Annotated in this window: 23 protein-coding genes; 17 read left to right on the top strand and 6 right to left on the bottom strand. The window is 60.6% G+C overall.

Going from position 1 to position 22,673, the window contains the following annotated elements; genetic code table 11:
* Positions 1–10 precede the first annotated feature (10 nt).
* The 4 genes from FHT79_RS01525 to FHT79_RS01510 are packed head-to-tail and all read left to right on the top strand — an operon-like array spanning position 11 to position 3,273.
* Positions 11–712, top strand: coding sequence for an isochorismatase family cysteine hydrolase (locus FHT79_RS01525; protein WP_025570110.1), 702 nt, complete (start codon positions 11–13; stop codon positions 710–712).
* Positions 709–2,259: an ABC transporter ATP-binding protein gene (locus tag FHT79_RS01520; protein WP_183902886.1), complete on the top strand. Its 1,551-nt coding sequence runs from the start codon at positions 709–711 to the stop codon at positions 2,257–2,259. Before FHT79_RS01525 ends, FHT79_RS01520 begins: the two co-directional genes overlap by 4 nt.
* Positions 2,259–2,927 carry a cysteine hydrolase gene (locus FHT79_RS01515; RefSeq protein ID WP_025570106.1) on the top strand — a complete coding sequence of 223 codons (669 nt, stop codon included), beginning with the start codon at positions 2,259–2,261 and terminating at the stop codon, positions 2,925–2,927. Before FHT79_RS01520 ends, FHT79_RS01515 begins: the two co-directional genes overlap by 1 nt.
* Positions 2,920–3,273: a cupin domain-containing protein gene (locus FHT79_RS01510; RefSeq protein ID WP_183902885.1), complete on the top strand. Its 354-nt coding sequence runs from the start codon at positions 2,920–2,922 to the stop codon at positions 3,271–3,273. Before FHT79_RS01515 ends, FHT79_RS01510 begins: the two co-directional genes overlap by 8 nt.
* 51 nt (positions 3,274–3,324) lie before the next feature.
* On the opposite strand, the gene FHT79_RS01505 is transcribed toward FHT79_RS01510, so the two are convergent.
* The 4 genes from FHT79_RS01505 to FHT79_RS01490 form a co-directional block, all read right to left on the bottom strand.
* Positions 3,325–4,116, bottom strand: coding sequence for an amino acid ABC transporter ATP-binding protein (locus FHT79_RS01505; protein ID WP_025570103.1), 792 nt, complete (start codon positions 4,114–4,116; stop codon positions 3,325–3,327).
* Entirely contained in the window at positions 4,113–4,781 is a 669-nt protein-coding gene (locus FHT79_RS01500) for an amino acid ABC transporter permease (protein WP_025570102.1), read from the bottom strand. The genes FHT79_RS01505 and FHT79_RS01500 overlap by 4 nt, the downstream gene beginning before the upstream one ends.
* Positions 4,778–5,419 (bottom strand): amino acid ABC transporter permease, encoded by a 642-nt coding sequence (locus FHT79_RS01495; RefSeq protein ID WP_025570101.1) that lies wholly within the window; start codon positions 5,417–5,419, stop codon positions 4,778–4,780. The genes FHT79_RS01500 and FHT79_RS01495 overlap by 4 nt, the downstream gene beginning before the upstream one ends.
* 96 nt (positions 5,420–5,515) lie before the next feature.
* The gene (locus tag FHT79_RS01490) at positions 5,516–6,343 is read right to left on the bottom strand and encodes a transporter substrate-binding domain-containing protein (RefSeq protein ID WP_025570099.1); all 828 of its coding nucleotides are present in this window, start codon (positions 6,341–6,343) and stop codon (positions 5,516–5,518) included.
* A gap of 234 nt (positions 6,344–6,577) precedes the next feature.
* Here FHT79_RS01490 and FHT79_RS01485 point away from each other — a divergent pair, with 234 nt between their 5' ends.
* The 4 genes from FHT79_RS01485 to FHT79_RS01470 all read left to right on the top strand — a co-directional run bounded on the left by FHT79_RS01485 (position 6,578) and on the right by FHT79_RS01470 (position 10,252).
* Entirely contained in the window at positions 6,578–7,285 is a 708-nt protein-coding gene (locus FHT79_RS01485; protein ID WP_097622437.1) for a UTRA domain-containing protein, read from the top strand.
* A gap of 28 nt (positions 7,286–7,313) precedes the next feature.
* Positions 7,314–8,252 (top strand): LysR family transcriptional regulator, encoded by a 939-nt coding sequence (locus FHT79_RS01480; RefSeq protein ID WP_183902884.1) that lies wholly within the window; start codon positions 7,314–7,316, stop codon positions 8,250–8,252.
* Positions 8,253–8,363: 111 nt separating this feature from the next.
* Positions 8,364–9,719 carry an LLM class flavin-dependent oxidoreductase gene (locus tag FHT79_RS01475; RefSeq protein WP_097622439.1) on the top strand — a complete coding sequence of 452 codons (1,356 nt, stop codon included), beginning with the start codon at positions 8,364–8,366 and terminating at the stop codon, positions 9,717–9,719.
* Positions 9,716–10,252 carry a flavin reductase family protein gene (locus FHT79_RS01470; protein WP_183902883.1) on the top strand — a complete coding sequence of 179 codons (537 nt, stop codon included), beginning with the start codon at positions 9,716–9,718 and terminating at the stop codon, positions 10,250–10,252. Before FHT79_RS01475 ends, FHT79_RS01470 begins: the two co-directional genes overlap by 4 nt.
* Here the strand turns inward: FHT79_RS01470 and FHT79_RS01465 are convergent.
* Positions 10,232–11,395, bottom strand: a complete 1,164-nt coding sequence (locus tag FHT79_RS01465; protein ID WP_183902882.1) for an aminotransferase — start codon at positions 11,393–11,395, stop codon at positions 10,232–10,234. The two genes, FHT79_RS01470 and FHT79_RS01465, sit on opposite strands and share 21 nt — an antisense overlap.
* A 96-nt stretch (positions 11,396–11,491) precedes the next feature.
* On the opposite strand from FHT79_RS01465, the gene speB reads away from it, so the two are divergent.
* Positions 11,492–12,547, top strand: a complete 1,056-nt coding sequence (speB, locus tag FHT79_RS01460; protein WP_097622441.1) for an agmatinase — start codon at positions 11,492–11,494, stop codon at positions 12,545–12,547.
* A gap of 67 nt (positions 12,548–12,614) precedes the next feature.
* Here the strand turns inward: speB and FHT79_RS01455 are convergent, their stop codons facing one another.
* Entirely contained in the window at positions 12,615–13,574 is a 960-nt protein-coding gene (locus FHT79_RS01455; RefSeq protein WP_047614585.1) for an HD-GYP domain-containing protein, read from the bottom strand.
* A 457-nt stretch (positions 13,575–14,031) separates the two neighbouring features.
* On the opposite strand from FHT79_RS01455, the gene FHT79_RS01450 reads away from it, so the two are divergent.
* The 8 genes from FHT79_RS01450 to FHT79_RS01415 all read left to right on the top strand — a co-directional run bounded on the left by FHT79_RS01450 (position 14,032) and on the right by FHT79_RS01415 (position 22,667).
* Positions 14,032–15,567: a cache domain-containing protein gene (locus FHT79_RS01450; protein ID WP_097596057.1), complete on the top strand. Its 1,536-nt coding sequence runs from the start codon at positions 14,032–14,034 to the stop codon at positions 15,565–15,567.
* Between the two features lie 167 nt (positions 15,568–15,734).
* A complete protein-coding gene (locus tag FHT79_RS01445; protein ID WP_097542572.1) occupies positions 15,735–16,058 on the top strand; it encodes a hypothetical protein in 324 nt (107 codons plus the stop codon).
* 144 nt (positions 16,059–16,202) lie between these two features.
* Positions 16,203–17,213 (top strand): substrate-binding domain-containing protein, encoded by a 1,011-nt coding sequence (locus FHT79_RS01440; protein ID WP_183902881.1) that lies wholly within the window; start codon positions 16,203–16,205, stop codon positions 17,211–17,213.
* Positions 17,214–17,254: 41 nt separating this feature from the next.
* Positions 17,255–18,529 carry an ABC transporter substrate-binding protein gene (locus tag FHT79_RS01435; RefSeq protein ID WP_183902880.1) on the top strand — a complete coding sequence of 425 codons (1,275 nt, stop codon included), beginning with the start codon at positions 17,255–17,257 and terminating at the stop codon, positions 18,527–18,529.
* Positions 18,530–18,601: 72 nt separating this feature from the next.
* Positions 18,602–19,453, top strand: coding sequence for a sugar ABC transporter permease (locus tag FHT79_RS01430; protein WP_183902879.1), 852 nt, complete (start codon positions 18,602–18,604; stop codon positions 19,451–19,453).
* The gene (locus tag FHT79_RS01425; protein WP_183902878.1) at positions 19,450–20,307 is read left to right on the top strand and encodes a carbohydrate ABC transporter permease; all 858 of its coding nucleotides are present in this window, start codon (positions 19,450–19,452) and stop codon (positions 20,305–20,307) included. Before FHT79_RS01430 ends, FHT79_RS01425 begins: the two co-directional genes overlap by 4 nt.
* A 13-nt stretch (positions 20,308–20,320) precedes the next feature.
* Entirely contained in the window at positions 20,321–21,379 is a 1,059-nt protein-coding gene (locus FHT79_RS01420) for an ABC transporter ATP-binding protein (protein WP_183902877.1), read from the top strand.
* Positions 21,380–21,398: 19 nt separating this feature from the next.
* Positions 21,399–22,667: a trehalase family glycosidase gene (locus FHT79_RS01415; protein WP_183902876.1), complete on the top strand. Its 1,269-nt coding sequence runs from the start codon at positions 21,399–21,401 to the stop codon at positions 22,665–22,667.
* The last annotated feature ends 6 nt before the right edge of the window (positions 22,668–22,673 follow it).

The following is a 22,673-nucleotide window of genomic DNA, read 5'->3' as shown; positions in this document are numbered from 1 at the left end:
AGAGAGAATGATGGACGCGATGGTCGAAACCGAAGGGCATTTTATCGACGCCGATCCGTATCCGTGGCCCTATAACGGCGCTCTAAGGCCTGACAACACCGCCCTTATCATCATCGACATGCAGACGGATTTCTGCGGCAAGGGCGGCTATGTCGACCATATGGGCTACGACCTGTCGCTGGTGCAGGCGCCGATCGAACCGATCAAACGCGTGCTTGCCGCTATGCGGGCCAAGGGCTACCACATCATCCATACCCGCGAGGGCCATCGCCCCGACCTCGCCGATCTGCCGGCCAACAAACGCTGGCGCTCGCAGCGGATCGGCGCCGGTATCGGCGATCCCGGCCCCTGCGGCCGCATCCTGACGCGGGGCGAACCCGGCTGGGACATCATCCCCGAACTCTACCCGGTCGAAGGCGAGACGATCATCGACAAGCCCGGCAAGGGTTCGTTCTGCGCCACCGACCTCGAACTCATCCTCAACCGGAAGCGCATCGAGAACATCATCCTCACCGGCATCACCACCGATGTCTGCGTCTCGACGACGATGCGCGAGGCGAACGACCGCGGCTACGAATGCCTGCTGCTGGAGGACTGCTGCGGCGCGACCGACTACGGAAACCACCTCGCCGCCATCAAGATGGTGAAGATGCAGGGCGGCGTCTTCGGCGCCGTCTCCAATTCCGAAACCTTTGTGAGCCAGCTGCCATGAGCACCGTTCGCGACACGCCCCTCCCCAAGGCCGGCAAGGCGGTCGGTATCGATACGCTCGGGATGACCATGCGCTTCGGTTCGTTCACCGCGCTCGACAACGTCTCGATCGCCGTTCCGGCCGGCTCTTTCCACGCCCTTCTCGGCGAAAACGGCGCCGGCAAGTCGACACTGGTCAAATGCATCATGGGTTTCTATCACGCGACCTCAGGTTCGCTGTCGGTCGACGGCCGCGAGGTGGCGGTCGCCTCCCCCAAGGATGCCGCAGCCTATGGACTCGGCATGGTCTACCAGCATTTCACCCTGGTTCCCTCTCTGACTGGCGCGGAAAACCTGGTCATCAGCCGCACCGAAGTCCCCGCGGTGATCAACTGGGCCAAGGAGCGCAAGGACCTGGCGGGTTTCATGGAGCGCATGCCGTTCAAGATCCCGCTCGACAGGCCGGTAAGTGAACTTGCCGCCGGCGAAAAACAGAAGCTCGAAATCGTCAAGCAGCTCTATCTCGGCCGCTCCTTCCTCGTGCTCGACGAGCCGACTTCGGTGCTGACGCCGGCCGAAGCCGACGAGATGCTCGGCATCGTGCGCGGAATGACCGAGCGCGGCGAACTCACCGTGCTGATGATTTCCCACAAGTTCCACGAGGTGACGAAGTTCGCCGATGCCGTCTCGATCCTGCGGCGCGGCAAGCTGGTCGGCACCGGCAAGGTCGGCGAACTCTCCACCGCCGAGATGGCGGCGATGATGATCGGCGACGTCAAGCTCGCCGAGCTCGACAGCCGCCTGCCGGTGGCCGAAGCGGCAAGACCGGTGCTGACCGTCAGCCAGGTGAAGGCCCCCGATCGCTCCGGCCTGAAGACGATCGAGATCGACGCGCTGACGGTCCGCTCCGGCGAGATCGTTGGCATTGCCGGCATATCGGGCAACGGCCAGAAGGAGCTGACGGAGATTCTCGCCGGCCAGCGCCCGACCGATACCGGTGAGGTCATGGTCAATGGCGAGGCTTACGGCGCCACCCGTGACGAGACCCGCAAGAACAAGGTGCGTTTCATCCCCGAAGAGCCGTTGCAGAATGCCTGCGCGCCCAAGATGAGCGTGAGCGAGAACCTTGCGTTTCGCACCTTCGACTTGAAGGCGGACGGCAAGGACGCGATCTGGCTGAACAGGGGCGGCATGAAGAAGCGCGCCTCGGCGCTGATCTCCGATTTCAAGGTCAAGACCGCCTCTTCCTCCTCGCCGATCGCAGCGCTTTCGGGCGGCAACGTGCAGCGGGCGGTGCTCGCCCGCGAACTGACCGGCGATGTCGATCTGCTGATCGTCTCGAACCCCTGTTTCGGTCTGGATTTCTCGGCCGTTGCCGAAATCCGCGCCCGCATCATGAAGGCACGCAATTTGGGTGCCGCCGTGCTGCTGCTGTCCGAAGACCTCGACGAACTGCTCGAGATGTCCGACCGCATCATGGTCATTTCGGAAGGCAAGCTGGTTTACGAAACACCGGCACGCTCGGCCGATATCGGCGTGATCGGCGCCCACATGGCGGGACATCATTGATGGTGAAGATCAAGGCCGAACCTTTTGCCTTTCCGGTGAAGCACGACGAGCTCGCGCTCATCGTCATCGACATGCAGCGCGATTTCGCCGAGCCCGGCGGTTTCGGTGCAAGCCTCGGCAACGATGTCAGCCGCATCACCAGGATCGTTCCCGATGTCAAACGCCTCATCCAGGGCTTCCGCAATGCCGGCCTGCCTGTGATCCATACGATGGAGTGCCATCGGCCGGACCTTTCCGACCTGCCGCCGGCCAAACGCGACCGCGGCAATCCTGCGCTCAGGATCGGCGACGAAGGCCCGATGGGCCGCATCCTGATCTCGGGCGAGCCCGGCACGGCAATCCTGCCGGAACTCGCGCCCGTGAAGGGCGAAGTCGTCATCGAAAAACCCGGTAAGGGCGCCTTTTACGCCACCGAACTCGGCACCGTGCTGCAGCAGAAGGGTATCAAACAACTCGTCTTTGCCGGTGTCACCACCGAAGTCTGCGTGCAGACGACGATGCGTGAAGCAAACGACCGCGGTTATGAGTGCCTGCTCGCCGAGGAGGCGACGGAAAGCTATTTCCCGGAATTCAAAGCCGCAGCCATCGCCATGATCCGCGCTCAGGGCGCGATCGTCGGCTGGACCGCCCATGTCGACGACATACTGGAAAGCATTATCCATGCCTGACACGACCCGCGAACTGCTGACCTCGGGCGGCTGGAAGGCGCTGGAATTCGGCCCTTTTCGCGACGCGGTCACCATTCACTGGATCCGGCCCTTCGAGGGCGATCAGCCGGGCGTGGCGCTGTTGAAATATGAGCCTGGCGCCTCCGTTCCCCGTCATCGTCACGAGGGGCTCGAGACCATCCTGGTGCTCGATGGCGTTCAATCCGACGAGACGGGCGATTACGGCAGCGGCAGTTATATCGTCAATGCGCCGGGCAGCGAACACTCGGTCTGGAGTGACCCCGGCTGTGTCGTTCTCATCCAGTGGGACCGGCCCGTGAAGATACTCGAAGACGATATTGCCTGAACCCGACGTCGGAGTTGGAGGTCTTTCCGACGATCAGGAAGGCCATGAACGTCAGAGTAGCATCGAGGCTCCGCGATCGATATAGGTGTCCAGGAACTGTTCGAGCCGGGGGTTTCTCGGCCGTTTGAAGACGTCCTGCGGCGGGCCGGTGAACAGCACCTTGCCGTGATCGAGAAAGACGATCTGCTGGCCGACCGTCGCGGCAAATCCGATCTCGTGGGAAACGACGACCATCGTCATGCCCTCGGCGGCGAGATCGCGCATGACGTTCAGCACTTCGCCGGTCAGCTCGGGATCGAGCGATGAGGTCGGCTCGTCAAACAGCATGATCTTCGGGTTGAGGGCGAGTGCCCGGGCGATGGCGACGCGTTGCTGCTGACCTCCGGAAAGCTGCGACGGATAGTGCCCTGCCCTGGCCTCGAGGCCGACCTTGACGAGCTGGGCCATGGCCCGCTCCTCTGCATCCCTACGGCTCATCTTGTGAACGGTCTTCAGCGCTTCGCTGACATTGCCGAGCGCCGTCATATGCGGCCAGAGATTGAACTGCTGAAAAACCATCCCGATCTGCGATCGTATCCGCCGGTTCGCCGCCGCCGGCACCCGCTCACGGACGCCTTTGGCGTTTTCCGTAAAGCCAAGCACCTCGCCATTGATGGCGATCGTCCCCTTCGTCGATTCCTCGAGAAAGGCCATGCAGCGCAGCAACGTACTCTTGCCGGAGCCGGACGGGCCGATGACGCAGGAAACCTGTCCCTGCACGATATCGAGGTCGATGCCGTGCAACACGGTGGAACCGCCGAACGTCTTGACGAGATTTTTGACTGCGATCGCAGGAACGCTCATATGTTGAAAAACCTGAATCTGGAGAGTTTCGTTTCGGCGAGATGACCGAGCCAGCCGGTGATTTCGACGAGCGCCCAATAGAATAGGGCAAGCACGAAGAGCGCCTCGACGAAGGCATATTGCTGCGAGCCGATCGCACTCAGCGTCGCCGTCAATTCCGGCACGGTGATGATGGACAGCACGGCCGTCTCCTTCATGAGGATGATCGTCATGTTGATCGAAGGCGGCAGCACCAGCATGGTCATCTCCGGCAGCAATATGCGCCGGATGATCTGCCCTTGTGTCAGGCCGACGCACAGGCCGGCCTCGATATGTCCCTTCGGGACGGCGGCAAAACCCGAGCGGAAGATCTCGCTGAAATAAGCCGCGCCGTAGATGGAAAGGCCGATGATGCCGGCCGGGATCGGATCGAGTGACAAGCCGACGAAGGGCCCGCCGTAGTAGACGAGGAATATCTGGATGAGGAAGGGCGTGCCGCGCAGCACCGCAATGACAATGCCGAACGCCTTGTCCGGGATGACGCCGCCAAAACGTCTGGCAACGGCGATAAGGAAGCCGAGCGCAGCAGCGACTGGCGTGGTGACGATCCAGATGAGGAGGGTAAGCCATGCACCGCTGACGATATCGGGCAGGTTGTTGAAAATCACATTGATGTCGAAGGTCATCGCGGCACTCCCGGCAGGGAGCGTTCGATCAGGCCGCCCGCAAGGGCGACGATCCAATTGATGACGAAATAGATCAGCCCTGCGGACGCGAAAATCTCGAGCGGCAGGAAGGTGCTGCCGGCAAGGTCCTGGGCCATGCGCGTCAGCTCGATGACCCCGACGACCGAGACCAGCGACGACGCCTTCAGGATAAGGATCGCTTCGTTGACGAGCGCCGGGAAAGTCAGGCGCAGGGCGATCGGGGCCTTGATCCGGCGGAAGATCTGAACGGGAGTCATGCCGACCATTTCGGCAGACTCGACAAGACCCATGGGAACGCTGGCAAAACCGCCACGCAGATTTTCAGCCTGATAGGCTGCCGTACACAGCGAAAGACCAACGACGGCCGCAACGATACTCGGCACGTTGAGGCCAATCGCCGGCAGCAGGTTATAGATCAGCAGCAGTTGCACCAGCAGCGGCACGCCACGAAAAAAACTGATGAAAATTTGCGCCGGCAGGACGAAGAGCTGCTGTCGCGACAGCAGCATGGCGGAAATAACGATCGCGATCGCAAAGCCGATCAGGATAGAAACCACGCTGATCGTTACCGTGTAGATCGACGCTTGCAGAAGCAGTTCGAAAAGTTTGATGGACATGGGCGGTGTTTGCCTGGCGCTGCGGCCGTGAGCTCTGATGCCACGGCAGATTGCGCCCCGACCATTGGCGGGGCGCGTTCGTTCACCGGTGGCTCATCAGAATGCCGGATCCTTGACAGCATCAGGCGTATCGAAAGACGCACCAAACCACTTCTTCTGCAGCTCCGCCATGCGTCCATCTGCCTTGATCTTGAGCATCGCGGCATCGATCGCATCCATCAGGGGCGCATGATCGGCATCCTTGAGGCCGATAAAGCCGAAATAAGACTTCTTGCCGAATGGCGGCAGAACGACTTCGAACGTGCCCTTTCGCTGGCTGGCGACGAAGGCGATATTCGGTAGCGAATTGGCAACGCCGGCAATACGGCCGGCGGCGAGATCGGCGTAGGATTCGGTAAAGGCGGGATATTCACGCACGTCAACTTTGGTCGGCAGGGTGGCGGAGAACTCCTTCAACTGGTCGAGCTGAGCGGTTGCCTTGCCGACACCGATCGTCTTGCCGGCAATATCCTCCGGCTTGCTGATCGTCGTATCGCCAGCCTTCTTCAAAATGGCAATCGTCGCTTCGGCGATCGGCGGCGTGAAGCGATAGCGCTCCAAGCGCTTCTTGGTAATTGTTGCAGGACCTGCGACGACATCGAATTTGCCGGCCTCGAGCGCGGGGAAGACACCGTCCCAGGGAAGGGCGACCCACTCGATCTTGACGCCGAGTTCCTTGCCGATCTCGGCAAAGAGGTCGACGTTCAAGCCCGTATGTTCCCCGGCATCGATATAATCGAACGGGGCAAAAGCTGTTTCGGTGCCAACCTTGAGGGTGCCGGCTGCCTTGACGGCCGCAAGCGTGTCGGCTGCGTGGGCGGAAACGGCTGCTCCGATGAGGAACGCAGCGCCGACCAGACCCTTCAGCAGTGAATTTGCCTTCATGATCATCTCTCCAGTTTTCATTCCCCCGGTGGAGGAGTTTTGGTTCTCGACTTCGATTTCCTCTGCGCGGATTTCTATGCTCCGCTTTTGACTATACAAATAGATATAGGCGGGCCTAGAGTGTCAATGTAAAAGACGAGGAACGCAAAATTTGTGCCGGGCGGCAGCGATCTGCACCGGCGCGACCCGACCGTTCCGGAACTTATGATCGTTGACGCCGGATGAGGTGCGGACTTGGTATCGATTTACCAGCGTATTTTTACGGATATCGAGACGAAGATCATCAGCGGCATTTGGCGGCCGGGTGACTGCATTCCCGTCGAGCGCGAACTCGTGGCGCAATATCAATGCTCGCGCATGACGGTCAGCAAGGCGCTGTCGGCGCTGGCCGAGCGCGGCATGATCGTCAGAAGGCGCAAGACCGGTTCGTTCGTCGCCTCCCCCCAGATCGACCGCACGGTGATGGATATCCAGGATATCAGCACCGAGGCGGAACTGGCCGGGCACGAACACCACTTCGAAATCCTCGCCCGCAAGATCGAGCGCCTCGGAGAGGTGGAAGCGCAGCAGCTGTCGGAAGCTGCCGATGCAGAAGTCCTCAGGCTTCAATGCCTGCATATCGTCGACGGCAGACCGAATGCCATCGAGCGGCGCATCATCATGCTTGATGCCGTCCCGCGGGCGAGAGAAGAAAGCTTTGCCTCGACTCCCCCCGGCAAATGGCTGCTGCAGGAGGTTCCCTGGTCCAAGGCCAAACATGTCATTCGTGCCGTTTCGGCCGATAGTGCGACCGCCCGAATCCTGCAGACAGAGAAAGGCGAGGCCTGCCTTAGCCTCGTCCGCCAGACCTGGCAGAATGGCCGCACGGTGACTTATGTCGAGTTTGTCCATCCAGGCGACCGGTTCCAGTTTGCGGGGACCTTTCATCCGATGGCAAATTGAGTGGCGCAAATCACGAGAGGCTCTGCAAGTGACCGATGAGCGCTTCAAGACGATCCCGCTGAAGAGTTTGCAAGCCTTCGAGGCCGTGGGGCGCTGCGGCGGCGTGACGGCTGCGGCACTGGAGCTCAAGGTTTCGCCAGGGGCCATCAGCCAGCAGATTCGCAAGATCGAGAGCTTTCTGGGAGTTTCACTTCTGGAGCGCAGCGGACGAACCGTCGAGTTGACCGCCTGGGGCCGGCTCTATCATCAGGAGATATCGAAGGGGTTCGAGCAATTTGCGCGCGCCGAACAACTGCTGGAAAAGGCGCGCAATGAGACGGCACTGGTCCTCAGTGCGCTGTCCTCTGTCGTCAACAAATGGATCGGCAGGCGCATCTTCGACTGGCAGGCCCTTCATCCCGACGTGCAGGTGAGAATCATCGGACGCGACAAAGAGCCCCGGATCGGCTTCGATGATGTCGATTTCCGCGTGAGCTATGGGTCGGACGTGCTGCAGCACGAACATTATACCGAACTGTTTCGGGATTGGGTCGTGCCGGCCTGCTCGCCGGCGCTGATGCAGGATCGCGCGCATGCGGCTCGCGATCTCTTCGAACAGCCCTTGCTGCATGTCGAGTGGGAACGACACTTCACTCCTTATCCCAGCTGGGCGGAGTTTGCCGCCAAGGCCGGCGTTTCCTTCGATGCGTCGACATCAGGCCTCTCTTTCACCCTGTCGAGCAGTGCGATTGACGCGGCCGTCAACAAACGCGGCGTCGTGCTGGCGCAAATGTCGATGATATCAGATGAGCTCGCGGCGCAAACGCTCGTCATTCCGGTCGACATACGCATTGCACTGCGTGAAAGCTATTTCCTCGCCTGGGATCGTGCGGCGTTGCAGAAGCCCCATGGGCGCGAATTCCGCGATTGGCTCATCGCTATTTCCCGTCAGCAGGCCGTGGCATCGGCACCCAAGCCAATGCTTTAGAAAAACTAAAATGGAACCCAGCTGGGCGATATTGATGAAAATTTGCGCTGGGCGATAATTCGCTCAGTCGCCCTGCGTTGGCGGCATGACCCGACAAAGCAGGAGAGCTCAATGGCGCGCACCGACAAGATGAAACTCGGGACTTTCGTCTATACCTTCGGCTTTCATCCTGCCTCCTGGCTGCATCCGGCAAGCGACGTCAAGGGCGCCAACGACTTCGCCCATCTGCTCGATGTCGCCAAACGATCCCAAGCGGCGAAATTCGATTTCATGTTCATGGCGGATTCCCCCGCCGCTGCCGTCGGCGACGCCAATGCGCTTGCCCGCATTCCGACCAAGATGAACCGTTTCGAACCCCTCTCGCTGCTTTCGGCTCTGGCGGTCACCACCAGCGATCTCGGTCTCGTGGCGACCGTCTCGACCAGTTACTACGAGCCATACAATGTCGCGCGTCTGTTCGCCTCGATCGACCATCTGAGCCAGGGCCGCGTCTGCTGGAACGTCGTCACGTCAGATCACGACGAAACCGGCTACAACTTCAACCGCGAGGGGCTCGACCCGCATGCTCTACGCTATGAGCGCGGCAACGAATTCGTCGATGTCGTGTTCGGTCTTTGGGACAGCTTCGAGGAAGGCGCACTGCTTCTCGACCGTGAAAACGGTGTCTATTATGACAAGGACAAGCACCATACGCTCAATCACAAAGGTAAGCACTTCCAGGTTCGCGGCCCCCTCAACATCGCGCGAACGCCCCAGGGCCGCCCCGTCATCGCCCAGGCGGGCGGTTCGGAACCCGGAATAGACATGGCGGCGCGAACCGCCGAGATCGTCTTCAGCCTCGCATCGAATATCGAGCGTAACCGGGCCTTCTACGAAAACGTCAAGCGCCGGATGCCGGCCTATGGACGCGATCCGGACGATCTGAAAATCATGCCGGGCATCGTGATCAATGTCGGTGAAACCGAGGCCGAGGCAAAGGCCAAGGTCGATTATCTGATCGACAAGATGCATCCGGATGTCGGCCGATTGATGCTCTCCGAATTCCTGGAAGCGGACCTGCACGACGTCGCTCTCGACAAGCCCTTCCCTATGGATCGGCTGCCGGCGGCGCCGAAGGGGTCACGCGCTCTGTTCGACGAGCTGGTCGATTTCGTGAAAGGCGGCCACACCGTCGGCGAACTCATCCGGCACTATGCCGAGAAACATACTGGAAATGGTATCACGGGCACGCCGTCCCAGATTGCCGACTTCATGGAGGAATGGTTCGAGACGCGCGCCGCCGACGGCTTCATCCTGATGTTTCCGACCTTGCCGTCGAGTCTCGACGACTTCGTGCGGCTGGTCCTGCCCGAGCTTCGCCGCCGCGGGCTGTTCCGCGAGGAATACGAGGGCAAGACCTTGCGTGAAAACCTCGGTCTTTCAATGCCTGTAAACCGCTTTGCCAAAACGAAAGAGTCAGCCCGATGAGTGCCGAGGCTTTGATCAGCGAGGCGGACTTCAAGCTTTCGATGCGTCATCTGGCAGGGGCGGTCAGCGTGATTACGGTCGGCGACGGGCAAGACCGCACCGGCTTCACCGCAACCTCGGTGTCCTCGCTTTCGGCGGCGTTGCCTTCCGTCATCGTCAGTGTCAACCGCGCGTCTTCCTCATGGCCGGCGCTGCAGCGGTACGGCTGCTTCTGTGTCAACGTGCTCGCCGCCGACCAGCAGCAGGTGGCCCAATCCTTTGCCGGTCTCGACGGGCGAAAAGGCGCCGAACGTTACGGCGACGCGGGATGGTATCGCCTCAAGACGGGTGCCGCCGCCCTTGAAAATGCCCTGACGGTCCTGGACTGCAAGCTCGAAACCGCATTCCACTACAATTCTCATGCGATTTTGGTCGGACATGTCTGCGCTATCGAAATCCGGCAGGACATGGGACCCCTGCTTTACTGGCGCGGTGGCTATCATCAACTTCCGGCGGAGGCCGATCGCGGCGGTCTAGCGAAGGCGCTCGGATAATAATCCGATCGAGCCGACATCCGCGTTGGCGAAGGCAAGTCTGAGGTAGCGCTCCTGTCCCTCCCCGAAATAGGCGCCGGGCAAACAAACTATGCCGGCTTCCCTGGCGAGCTTTTCGGCAACCTCTGAAGACGATCGATCGGCGTGGGGATGGCGGACAAAGGCAAAATAGGCGCCGATCGCTCCGATCTTCCAATCCGGCAGCCCGGAAAAGACCTGCCTCAACGCATCGGCCCGGCGGGCGATCTCCAGCCGATTGCCGGCCCGCCAATCGGCAAGCGCCGGGAGGGCCAATGCAACGGCGATCTGAGCCGAGCGCGGCGCGCAGATCTGCATATTGTCCATGACCTTGGCGATCTCGGCGATGAGCTTGGGGCCTGCCGTGATCGCACCCAGTCTATGACCGGGAATGCAGAAGGATTTCGAAAAACTGTAGAGAAGAACGAGCGTGTCCTCCCAGTCCGGCTCGGACAGCAAAGAGTGCGGCCGCCCATAATCCTCGCCAAGGAAATCGCGATAGGTTTCATCGAGGATCAGCCAGGCGCCATATTTCCGGCAGAGGACGAAAAGCTCGTGCAGCAGGCTTGGCGGATACACCGCTCCGGTGGGATTGTTGGGTGTTACGACGGCAAGCATCTTCGCGCCGGCCGCAAGTGCAGCCTCGGCCGAACGCGGATCGGGAAGGAACCCGCCGGCGGCGGCGCAATCGACCAATCGACGCCCGATGCCCAGCATCGACAGCGTTGTGTCGTGATTGAAATAAAAGGGATTGGTGAGCGCCACCGTATCGCCGGCGCCCGCAAGCGCGATCGCCGCACACATGAAGGCCTGATTGCAGCCGGCGGTGATATGGATATTGCCGGCGGAAAGCTCGGCGCCGTAAAGCTCGGCAAGGTGAGCCGCATAGGTCTTGCGCAACAGAGGTTCGCCCTCGATCGGCCCGTATCCGGTCATCGCCTGTTGACCGGCCGCCTCGGCCAGAAGACGAAGCATTTCCGGATGCGCGGGATAGCCGGGGACGGCTTGCGACAGATCGATGAGCGGTCCTTTTTCGCCCTTGTATTCGCGGCTCCAGGCGACGACCGAAGGAATAGGCGGGGCAGAGAGGCGGGCAACGAGGGAATTGGGTTTTGCAGCGATCATGTCGATTTCTCTTTGATACCGATTGCTACAACGATACCAATTGCTTTCTCAACCTCTTTGTCTGACGAGACGGACCTGAAGCGGAGACGCAAGCGCATGGTGTGGGACAAAACGCGGCTGGAACAACTGCGGGCAGAATTTGCGGACGCCAATGGCGGCGAGATCTTCGACGAGAAGTTTCGGAAAGTGGCGGAGAAGATCATCTCCAAGAACGGCACGAGACTGGCGCCCTATGCCGGAATACCGACTTTCCTCAGCGCGCCTTACATGCAGGTTGCGGCCGAGGATCCGGACTTCGGCAATCTCCAGGTTGCGATCACCGGCATCCCCATGGATCTTGGCGTCACCAATCGTCCAGGCTCGCGCTTCGGACCGAGAGCGCTTCGCGCTATCGAAAGGATCGGCCCCTACAATCACGTTCTCGCCACGGCGCCGGTCTTCGATCTTCGGGTCGCCGACATTGGCGACGTGCCGTTCCAGAGCCGTTACCGGCTGGAGCTCAGCCACGACGACATCGAAAAACGCGTCGGCCAGATCGTCGATGCCGGCGTTGCCCCGCTTTCCGTCGGAGGCGATCATTCCATCAGCCAACCGATTTTGAAGGCCATCGGTCGGCAGCAACCGGTCGGCCTCATTCACATCGATGCCCATTGCGACACAAGCGGCGCCTTCGATCAGACGAAGTTTCATCACGGCGGACCGTTCCGCAATGCGGTGCTGGACGGCGTGCTCGATCCGACAAGGACGATCCAGATCGGCATCCGGGGTTCGGCGGAATATTTGTGGGAATTCTCCTATGCGTCGGGAATGACGGTGATCCACGCAGAAGACATCAGCGGAATGGGGATTGCCGCTGTCATTGCCAAGGCAAAATCCATCGTCGGCGATGGCCCGACTTATCTTTCTTTCGACGTCGACAGCCTTGATCCGAGCTTTGCGCCCGGCACGGGCACGCCCGAGGTCGGTGGATTGACCACGCGTGAAGTCCTGGAACTGATACGCGGGCTGAAAGGGATCAACCTGGTGGGTGGGGACGTCGTCGAAGTCGCCCCGCAATATGACGCAACGACCAACACGGCCCACGCCGCAGCACAGGTGCTCTTCGAAATTCTGAGCCTCATGGTGTTTAGTCCGTCGATCGGCAAACGCTAAGGCCGACCTCTCGGTCAACTCTGGCAATTGGACGGATGGGCCACCGCGGCACCTTTTCGCGACATGCTTAGTGAAGCGTGCCGCTGATCACCATTTTTGACACGAACGCGGATAGCAGCTGGCTGTCAAAATGACCTGGCGAATTCATCATGATGTTGATCGCCTCAGCTTGTGAGAAAGCGCGCTTATACGGCCTGATTGTCGTCAGGGCTTCATACACGTCGCAGATGGCCGCGAGCCGGGCTACGTATGGGATATTCTTTCCCGCGAGCCGACTAGGATAGCCGGAGCCGTCGAATTTCTCGTGGTGATGGCGGCAAATGTCGAGCACCTGCTTGGGCACATCGGCGACATGAGAAACCAGCTCATATCCCCGCTGAGGATGCCCGCGAACGAGACTCATTTCCTCAGCCGTCAGCTTGCCGGGTTTCGTTAAAATTTCGTCGGGGAGCGCCATTTTTCCAAGATCATGAACCAGGCCGCCAAGTCCCAGTACCCGTACCTCCTCTTCACCATGACCGAGGCCGCGCCCGAGAGTGATCATCAACGCGCTAACCGCCAGCGAGTGGAGGAACGTCAACTCATCCTTGTCCTTCAGCCTCGCGATTGCGATGAGTGCACCGGCGTTGTCGAGGGCTGCAGACATGATCCTCTCCACAGCAGAGCTTGCCGCATCACTGGCAAAAGTGGCTTTGATCCTGGCGTCAGCCAGCATGTGGCGAATTTGCGGTCTCGTATCCTCTACGCATTGTCTCGCCTGCTTGATTTCCCGCGCCGAAAACACGGCGCGGAGCTGGGCGTCAAACGCAACCCGATCGATTTCCTGTGGCCCACCTGGTTCGACATCCGAGCCTTTTCTGACGTCAATGACGACAGTCATCAGGCGACGTGCCATCAAGCTCTCAACCTGACCGGCCGATGAGATCAGGAACGGTTTGAACCGGCGTGTCGTATCTTCTCCATGAATTTCAACATCCTCGACATACATTCCCACCCGCAATTGACTCACATGTATTCTTTTTCGCATTTCTAATCCGATTCAGAATGACCTTGGTATCAGCGTAGTGTCGGGTATCGGATGGTCCTGGCGCGGAAATCCCGCCATCCGGGGTCAAGAGGGGCTGAAGGCTCTCGCAGAGGTGTTATTGTTGCTGAGCCGCTGTCCATGCTCCCTACCAAACCGACTTTCAGATCAGGTTACGAGGTTGATTAGATTTTGATCGAATGGACGCCGGAAGCCGAGCTTCGCGTATGAAAGGTTTTCTCCACCATTCTGACTCCTTTTCGAAAGCAGTGAGATTGACCTGATGTCACGTCATTCTCTAAAGACTGTGAACATACAATCCTAAGTCGTACCCTTGAGAGCGCCGGAGCGTGAGCCGCATAATTTTCGAGAGTAAGAAATCAGCTTATCGGATATGGTTCGGAATGCGTTGCAATGTCCCCATCTGGCCGTCGCCGCACAATGGAATTTGGCGTAAGAGATGATCGGTGGCGATAAATATGTTGGCTCCGTAGGAAAAGCATCGCTCGCGATCATCGCGCTGATGTTTCTGTCGCTGATCACCCTCTTGTCGCTCTGGCTGGTATCCAGCTACGAGACAACTGTGCGCCGTGGCGACGAGCGTGTCAGCGCCGCTTCCAAAATCGTTGCAGCCAACGCGAACTGGTTGAATTCCCTTGCTCGTGAGACCCTGCACCGGATCGATGATACTCTGGGGCCGAGCACATCTTTGCCCGGCCCGGATCGCCTGCGCGATCTTGCCGCTGCCGTCAACGACCTCCCGCCTCTGGCGACTGCCTATGTCATCGGGGCCGACGGAAAAACGCTCTTCTCGAATGATCGCGATATCAAGCCGATCGACGTTAGAGACCGCGACTACTTCGTCCGGCTGAGAAACGGTGCCGACGAATATACATCTTCGCTGATCATCAGCCGCCTTAGCCAGCGGCAGATATTCGTCTTCAGCCGCAGGCTAGAACGAAACGGCGTGTTCGCCGGCGTCGCCGTGATTGCCTTCGACGCGAGCATTCTAAGGCCAATATGGGACGCAGTCGCGTTAGGCGAGAACTCGATCGTCAGCCTCATCAGACGCGACGGGCAACTTATCGCCCGATACCCGGAACCCGACGGACCGGTCGATATGCGAAACCACAAGCTGTTTACCGACTATATGAGGAAGGCGACATCAGGCACCTACCGCTCCGTGTCGCCAGTCGACCATGAGGATCGCTTGGTCGCATACCGGATCCTCGAACGCACCCCTTTTGTGGCCATTGCGTCGGCAGACATCCATGTAATCATGCAGCCCTTCTGGGAGGATGCCAAAATTGCGGCTTCGTTGATCGCCTTCGCCCTCATCGGAGCTTTGGCAGCCGCTTTGTGGATCCAGAATCTCATCAAGGTCGACACATTGCACACCAGGCAGCTTGCGGATGCGTTGCGGTCAAATGAAACGCTCATGCGGGAGATACATCACCGAGTGAAGAACAACCTGCAGACGGTGATGGCCCTGTTGCGCTTACAGGGTTTTGAGCAGGAAGCCGTTCAAAAACTAAATCAGCGCATTTCTGCGATGTCCGCCGTTCACGAGCAGATGTACGGCTTCGACCAGTTTAGCGGGATATCCGCGCGCGAATTCATTCCATCCTTCGTCAAGACGCTGGTCGACGTCCATGGTCGCGCCGTGTCCGTCGCCTTTGAAATCGACGACATCGTCATTGCTGCTGACAAGGCAACGCCGTTTGCCCTCCTGCTCAACGAGTTGATTGCCAACAGCATGAAATACGCGTTCGAGGGCCGAGAATCCGGAAATATTCGCGTCATGCTGCACGCGACAGAGGGAGAGCAATCCAGGCTGACCGTCGCAGATAACGGGATCGGATTCGACGGTCGATCGGACGAACCCGGAATGGGGACAAGGCTGATTAAAGCCTTTGTAAATCAACTGCATGGCGAGGCGGAATACTACCGCGAGGACGGGACGCAGTTTACGGCGACACTCAAGCTCACTGATTGAGCGAGCATCAACTCGATGCCTGCGTCCCTGCGCAATGCAGGCCTTCTATGCCTGCTGCATCGGGGAACACTTTTCGTCGCGCTTGGGCGACCCATCTTCCAGAATGCACTGCCGCTGGTGCGCGATTTCCTCGACCGCAGCTTGTCAGATGTCACCGGGAGAAAGACATGACGAATGTTCCAAGCATAGCTCGCATCTGGCGCGGCCGCACGAAGCCGGAATTCGCTGACGAATATGAAGCCTACAACCGGGCAGTGGGAATTCCTCCCCTGTTAAAGACAGCGCTTGGCGTTCAACTGCTGCGCGAAGACCGTGAGGATGAGACGTGGTTCACGACAATTTCGTATTGGGCCGACATGGAATCGATGACCGCGTTTACGAAAGGCGATCCACAGCAGGTTCACCATTTGGAACGGGACGCAGAACTACTGTGCGAACTTCCCGAGCGTATCCAGATACACAAGATAGTGGTTCCGCCTAGGCTGCGCTGAGAAGACCCCGCCCTTTGCATATCTCCGTGACGTCTCTGCTCATATGGAAAGATCATACGCATGACGTCGCCAGAAATCCAAAACGTTTTGGCTTGACTCCCAAAACGTTTTGGAGAATCTTTTTCTCACTTCGGGAGGAAGACCTTGGCCAATCTCAAACAACTCGCGCAATCGCTGGGACTGTCGATCACCACTGTGTCGCGTGCGCTTGACGGTTATGCTGATGTGTCGGCGGCCACGCGCGAGCGGGTCCGCGAGGCTGCCGACAAGGTTGGTTACCGGCCGAATGCTTCGGCCCGCCGTCTGCGCAGGCAGCGCGCCGAACTGGTCGCCGTCACGCTGCCGAGTGATCCCGGCCATATCGGCCCTCCGCATTTCCTCGATATGTTGTCGGGCTGCGCCGAACATCTTGCTGCTGCCGGCCTCAATCTGGTGATTGCGCCGGTGCCGCGCGGCGAGAGCGAACTCGATATCTGCCGCCGCTTCGTCGATGGCCGGCGCGTCGACGCCATGCTTCTCGTCCGCACCAAGCGGAAGGACGAGCGCGTCGAATTCCTGCAGTCGCGCGGTATTCCCTTCGTTACCAACGGCCGCACCGAAAGCCTGCTGCCGCATCCGTTTATCGACGGTGACGGCTTTGCCGGTTTTCGGGCCGCGACGCTGCGTTTTCATGCCACCGGCCACCGCCGTATCGGCCATATCGCCGGCCCGCAGGAATATTATTTCGCACATGACCGCTGCCGTGGCTGGCGGGCGGCGATGGAGGAATGCGGCCTAGCCACCGACCTCTGCGCCGAAGGTGCGCCGTTGGAACAGGGCGGTTATCTCGCGGCGCTCGAACTACTGCGCCAGCCGTCGCGTCCGACCGCGCTCGTCTGCGCCACCGACGAAATGGCGATCGGGGCGCTGAGGGCGCTGCGCGAGGTCGATGGCGGCAATCAGATCAGCATCGTCGGCCATGATGACCTGCCGATGGGCGCCTTTACCAGTCCGCCGCTCTCGACCATGCGCATGACCGGCGAAAATCTCGGCGCGAGCTTCGCCTCGCTGCTGTTGCGCGCCATTGCCGGGGAACCCGCCGAAGAACTCCAGGAGCTTCACGCGATCGAATTCGTCGATCGCGACAGCCATCGCCGTCCCCTGAAGGCGGCATAGACAGCAGTGCATCTCAAACAAAAACAATGAAGGAGGAGAAGATGAAACATATCATGTCATTTGGAATTCTGGCTTCCACCGTGCTGGCCTTCGCCTCGCCAGTGCTTGCCCAGACGGTGTTCGTGTCCACCCAGCTTCGCCCGATCGAGGAGGCGACGGTCGTGCGCGAGGAACTCCTGAAGGACGTCGGCACGGTTGATTACGTGGTCGAAGAGCCGCCGCAGTTTGCTGTCCGCATGGAAGCCGAGCGCCAGGCCGGCAAGCGCACCGTCAGCCTCGTCGGCGCGCTGCATGGCGAGCTTTCGCCGCTCGCCGACAAGGACACGCTCGAACCGCTCGACGATCTCGCCACGAAGCTGGCAGCGAGCGGCATGCCGCAGTCGCTGCTCGATCTCGGCAAGCTCGGCAAGTCCACCCAGCAGTACATTCCGTGGATGCAGGCGACCTATGTGATGGCCGCCAAAAAGGAAGCGCTGCAATACCTGCCTGATGGCGCCGACGTAAACGCGCTGAGCTACGATCAGCTGATCGCGTGGGGCAAGAATATGCAGGAGGCGACCGGCCAGCCGCAGATCGGCTTCCCGGCCGGCCCGAAGGGGCTGATGGCGCGTTACTTCCAGGGCTACTTCTATCCATCCTTCACAGGGGGTGTCGTGCGCACCTTCCAAAGTGCGGACGCCGCGGCCGGCTGGGAGAAGCTGAAGGCGCTATGGACCTATGTGACACCGAACTCGACCAGCTACGACTTCATGCAGGAGCCGCTGGCTGCCGGCGAAGTCATGGTCGCCTGGGACCATATCGCCCGGCTGAAGAATGCCATTTCCGCCGCACCGGATGATTATGTGGTCTTCCCCGCTCCCGCCGGTCCCAAGGGCCGCGGCTACATGCCAGTCGTTGCAGGTCTCGCCATTCCGAAGGGCGCGCCTGACAAGGCCGGCGCAGAAAAAATCATCGAGCACCTTTCCATGCCGGAGACGCAGTTGCTGACCGCCTCCAAGGTCGGCTTCTTCCCGACCCTCAGCGTCAAGCTGCCGCCGGATCTCGATGCCGGCGTCGCGCTGCTCGCCGGGGCGGTCGCGGCCACCCAGGCTTCCAAGGACGCCATCATCTCGCTGCTGCCGGTCGGCCTCGGCGACAAGGGCGGCGAATTCAACAAGGTCTACATGGACAGTTTTCAGCGCATCGTGCTGCAGAACGAGCCCGTTGCAGACGTGCTGAAAGCCCAGGGCGCCACCATGGCCAAGCTGATGACCGACACAAAGGCTGCCTGCTGGGCGCCCGATGCCAAGAGCGACGGCCCCTGCCCGGTCGAATAAATCCGCCCGAGACGCGTCCGGGCGAAATGCCCGGGCGCTCTTTCAACCCTCTGCTCGTCGAGGCGGAAGCCGATGACCAATAGCCGACCCTGGATCCCCTATCTGCTGATCCTGCCATCCGTCGCCTTTCTGGCGCTGCTGTTCGTCGTGCCGCTGGTGCAGACGATCTGGCTGGCGGTTTCGGACAATGGCGCGCCGTCGCTGGCGAATGCCGAGCGCATGGTCACCGACATCAATTTCACCCGCTCCGTGAGGAACACCTTCCTGCTGACGATCGCGGTCGTGCCGGTGCAGATCGCCATTGCGCTTGCCATGGGCACGATGGTCGCCAAAGTCGGCCGCGGCCGCGAGACGATCCTCTGGATCTGGACAATCCCGCTCGGCATTTCCGATCTCGCCGCCGGTCTCGTCTGGCTGTCGATCCTGCAGAATACCGGCTATCTGAATTCGCTGCTCTTCGGCCTCGGCATCATCGGCAGGCAGGCAAGCTGGCTTTCCTACCAGACGCCGGTCGCGCTCTTCATCGCCATTGCGGTTGCCGAAATCTGGCGCGGCACGGCCATCGTCATGGTCATCATCGTCGCCGGCCTGAACCAGGTGCCAAAGGAATTCAAAGAAGCCGCCGAAATCTTCGGGGCTGGTCCGTGGACGCGCTTCTGGCGCATCACCCTGCCGCTGATCCGCCCCGCCCTGCAATCGGCGCTGATCCTGCGCACCGTGCTCGCCTTCGAGGTCTTCGCGGTGGTCTATGCGCTCGGCGGGCGCAATTTCCCGGTCCTCGTCGGCGAGGCCTACAACTGGCAGAACCAGAACCAGAACTACAGCGTCGCTGCCGCCTATGCGGTGCTGATCATGATCATCTCGCTCGCCGCCACGCTCATCTATCTGAAGGCCTTGAAGGTCGATCCGGAGCGCCTGCCATGACCACGGACACCATCAGCGCGGCCGCAGACACACCCAAAGCCGCCGGCTTCATCTCTTCACGCCGCTGGCTGCTCTGGAGCGGCATTGCCGCACTCTGCGCCTGGGTGCTGGTGCCGATCTATCTGGTGGCGCTCGGCGCACTCGGCGGTCGCCAGGGCGTCTATGTCTGGCCGAAGACCGGCCTTCCCACCGGTCTATCCCTCGAGCCCTTTTTTCTCTTCCTGAAGACCGAAGGCGTCGTCCAGTCCTTTCTCAACTCGCTTGGTGCGGCCGGCATCACGGTGGCGCTTTCGATCCTGCTCGGCGCGCCGGCCGGTTACGCCCTCGCCCGCTACGATTTCCGCGGCAAGGACAGTTACCGCCTTCTGGTGCTGCTGACCCGCGCCTTCCCGCTGGCAATCCTGGCGCTGCCGCTGACCGTCTCCTTCATCCGGCTCGGCCTTTACGATACGATCGTCGGCGTCGGCCTCATCCATACGGTCCTGGCGCTTCCGTTCGCCGCGCTCGTCACCCAGGGCATTTTCCTCGGCGTGCCCAGAGAGTTGGAAGAAGCCGCCTGGGTGTTCGGCTGCACCCGCATCCAGGCCTTCTTCAAGGTGGTCGCGCCCCTGGCTTTGCCCGGCATCGTCGCGACAGCGGTCTTTGCCTTCGTCATCTCGTGGAACGAGGTCTTTGCCGCGTCGGTGCTGACGGTGCGCAACCGCACGCTGACCGCCTACCTGCTGACGGTGCTGTCGGAAAGCCCGATGCACTACCGCTTTGCCGGCGGCCTGATGCTCATCCTTCCCTCGGTTGTCTTCATCTTCGCGGTCAGGCGTTACCTCTTCGCGATCTGGGGCATTTCCTCCAAATAACGGGACCATCGACATGGCCAATATTGTCATCGACCGCATCCGCAAAAGCTTCGGAGCCTTCCAGGCGCTGAAAGAGGTCTCGCTGACGATCAACGACGGCGAATTCGTCTCGCTGCTCGGTCCGTCCGGCTGCGGCAAGACCACGCTGCTGCGCATCATCGCCGGCCTCGAGACCGCAACATCAGGCGATGTCCGTATCGGCGACAAGTCGGTGATCGGTCTACCGCCTAAGGATCGCGGCCTGGCGATGGTCTTCCAGAACTACGCCGTCTTTCCGCATATGACGGTCTATGAGAACGTCGCCTTCGGGCTGCGGATGCAGAAGGCCGACGACACCAGGGTGAAGGCGCAGGTCGAAATGGCCGCCGGCCTGTTGCATATCGAGCAATATCTCGACCGCTACCCGAACAAGCTTTCCGGCGGCCAGCGCCAGCGCGTCGCGGTCGCTCGTGCCCTTGCCGTCGAACCGAAGGTTCTCCTGATGGACGAGCCGCTTTCGAACCTCGATGCGCTGCTCCGCCTCGAAATGCGCACGGAACTCAAGACCGTGCTGCAATCGGCGGGGACGACGACGATCTACGTCACCCACGACCAGACGGAAGCCATGGGCCTTTCCGACCGCATCGCCGTCATGCATGGCGGCGTGGTCGAACAGGTCGGCCATCCGGTCGAGATCTACAATCACCCGGCAACACGTTTTGTCGGCGGTTTTATCGGCAATCCGCCGATGAACTTCATCAAGGTGCCGGTTTCGAACGGCCAGGTGGCGGCAGGGTCCGAGCAGTTTGCAGCGCCTGGGGAATCCGGCAATGAAGTCATCCTTGGCCTGCGTGGCGAGGCCGTCGAACTCGCGCCGTTGCCGCAGGGTCTCGAAATGAGAGTGCGCGTTGCCGAGCCGATGGGCTCGCATCTGCTTCTGACCGGTTCGATCCACGATCAGCCGGTCCGCGTCATCCTGCCGGCCTCGGAAACCGTGAAGAGCGGCGAGACGATTGGCCTGAAGCTCGACCAGAAGCGCATCACCTGGCTTTCGCCCGAAAGCGGCAAGTCGTTTCCGGCCGTCTTGGCCTGAGAATACCGGAGTTCTCGAAATGAACATGCATGTCGACCAAGCCAAGCGCATCCTCGCCGCCAACGATCGCGGCGGCTATACGGTGCCGACCGACCGGCTCTACCCTTTCCAGTGGAACTGGGATTCCGCCTTCGTCGCCATGGGCTTCGCGCTCTACGACACCGACCGCGCCTATCGCGAGCTGGAGCGGCTGGTCGAGGGCCAGTGGGCGGACGGGATGATCCCGCATATCGTCTTCCACGCCCCAAGCGAAACCTATTTTCCTGGACCGGATGTCTGGCGCACGAAGCACACGATCGCGACCTCCGGCATAACCCAGCCGCCGGTCTTCGCGATCGCACTGCGCAAGCTGCATGAAGCCGCCGGCAAGGGTGCCGAAGCCCGTACCCTGCCACTTTACGAAGCGGCGCTGAAATGGCACCGCTGGTGGTATTCCGCCCGCGATCCCGATGGCACCGGCTTGGTCGCGCTGCTGCATCCCTGGGAAAGCGGCAGCGACAATTCTCCCGCCTGGGACATCGCGCTCGCTCGTGTACCCACCACCACCGATACCCCTGTCGTGCGCAAGGATACCGGCCATGTCGATGCCGACATGCGTCCGCGTGACGAGGATTACCGCCGCTTCATTCATCTGGTCGATACCTATGCCGCCTGCGGCTGGGATCCGGCGAAACAATGGGAAAAGGCGTCCTTCAAGGTCGCCGAGATCCAGACGACCGCTATCCTGCTCAAGGCCGGCGAAGACCTCGAGCACCTTGCCCGGCTGTTCGACCGGACCGAGGACGCGATCGAGACCGCTGCCTTCAACAACCGCACTCGCAAGGCGATCATGGCCCAATGGCGGCCGGACCTCGCGCGCTTCGTCTCGCAAGACTTGATCTCGGGAGAAGATGTCGAAGCGGCGACGCAAGCCGGTTTCATCCCCCTCCTCTCACTGGATCTCGACAAGCAGATTGCCGACGCGCTGGTTGCGGAAATGAAGGCCTGGTCGAAGGATCTCAAGGTCGCCTTTCCGACGACGAAGCCGGGCATCGCCAGCTGGGAGCCGAAGCGTTACTGGCGCGGTCCCGCCTGGGCAATCATCAACTGGCTTCTGATCGACGGATTGAAGCGCAACGGCCACACGGCTGTCGCCGAAAGGCTGCGGCGATCCACGATCACAGCGATCGAAACGGAAGGTTTTGCCGAATATTTCGACCCGGTCACCGGCCAAGGCTGCGGTGGCCTCGGCTTTTCCTGGACGGCTGCCGCCTATCTGTGGCTTGAGCGACGCGTCGGCGTTACCTGAGCATCG

The organism is Rhizobium sp. BK212 (genome assembly GCF_014197475.1).
Classification (GTDB): Bacteria; Pseudomonadota; Alphaproteobacteria; order Rhizobiales; family Rhizobiaceae; genus Rhizobium; species Rhizobium anhuiense.
The sequence above is the reverse complement of the archived record's forward strand: the minus strand, read 5'-3'. Positions and strand labels throughout refer to the sequence as shown.

Coding starts and splice junctions, on each gene's coding strand:
- FHT79_RS01490 (WP_025570099.1), bottom strand. CDS start 6,343: ATGAAGGCAAATTCACTGCTGAAGGGTCTGGTCGGCGCTGCGTTCCTC.
- FHT79_RS01435 (WP_183902880.1), top strand. CDS start 17,255: ATGAAACATATCATGTCATTTGGAATTCTGGCTTCCACCGTGCTGGCC.
- FHT79_RS01520 (WP_183902886.1), top strand. CDS start 709: ATGAGCACCGTTCGCGACACGCCCCTCCCCAAGGCCGGCAAGGCGGTC.
- FHT79_RS01495 (WP_025570101.1), bottom strand. CDS start 5,419: ATGTCCATCAAACTTTTCGAACTGCTTCTGCAAGCGTCGATCTACACG.
- FHT79_RS01465 (WP_183902882.1), bottom strand. CDS start 11,395: ATGATCGCTGCAAAACCCAATTCCCTCGTTGCCCGCCTCTCTGCCCCG.
- FHT79_RS01425 (WP_183902878.1), top strand. CDS start 19,450: ATGACCACGGACACCATCAGCGCGGCCGCAGACACACCCAAAGCCGCC.
- FHT79_RS01415 (WP_183902876.1), top strand. CDS start 21,399: ATGAACATGCATGTCGACCAAGCCAAGCGCATCCTCGCCGCCAACGAT.
- FHT79_RS01470 (WP_183902883.1), top strand. CDS start 9,716: ATGAGTGCCGAGGCTTTGATCAGCGAGGCGGACTTCAAGCTTTCGATG.
- FHT79_RS01445 (WP_097542572.1), top strand. CDS start 15,735: ATGACGAATGTTCCAAGCATAGCTCGCATCTGGCGCGGCCGCACGAAG.
- FHT79_RS01525 (WP_025570110.1), top strand. CDS start 11: ATGGACGCGATGGTCGAAACCGAAGGGCATTTTATCGACGCCGATCCG.
- FHT79_RS01515 (WP_025570106.1), top strand. CDS start 2,259: ATGGTGAAGATCAAGGCCGAACCTTTTGCCTTTCCGGTGAAGCACGAC.
- FHT79_RS01475 (WP_097622439.1), top strand. CDS start 8,364: ATGGCGCGCACCGACAAGATGAAACTCGGGACTTTCGTCTATACCTTC.
- FHT79_RS01505 (WP_025570103.1), bottom strand. CDS start 4,116: ATGAGCGTTCCTGCGATCGCAGTCAAAAATCTCGTCAAGACGTTCGGC.
- FHT79_RS01430 (WP_183902879.1), top strand. CDS start 18,602: ATGACCAATAGCCGACCCTGGATCCCCTATCTGCTGATCCTGCCATCC.
- FHT79_RS01500 (WP_025570102.1), bottom strand. CDS start 4,781: ATGACCTTCGACATCAATGTGATTTTCAACAACCTGCCCGATATCGTC.
- FHT79_RS01420 (WP_183902877.1), top strand. CDS start 20,321: ATGGCCAATATTGTCATCGACCGCATCCGCAAAAGCTTCGGAGCCTTC.
- FHT79_RS01455 (WP_047614585.1), bottom strand. CDS start 13,574: ATGCGAAAAAGAATACATGTGAGTCAATTGCGGGTGGGAATGTATGTC.
- speB (WP_097622441.1), top strand. CDS start 11,492: ATGGTGTGGGACAAAACGCGGCTGGAACAACTGCGGGCAGAATTTGCG.
- FHT79_RS01450 (WP_097596057.1), top strand. CDS start 14,032: ATGATCGGTGGCGATAAATATGTTGGCTCCGTAGGAAAAGCATCGCTC.
- FHT79_RS01510 (WP_183902885.1), top strand. CDS start 2,920: ATGCCTGACACGACCCGCGAACTGCTGACCTCGGGCGGCTGGAAGGCG.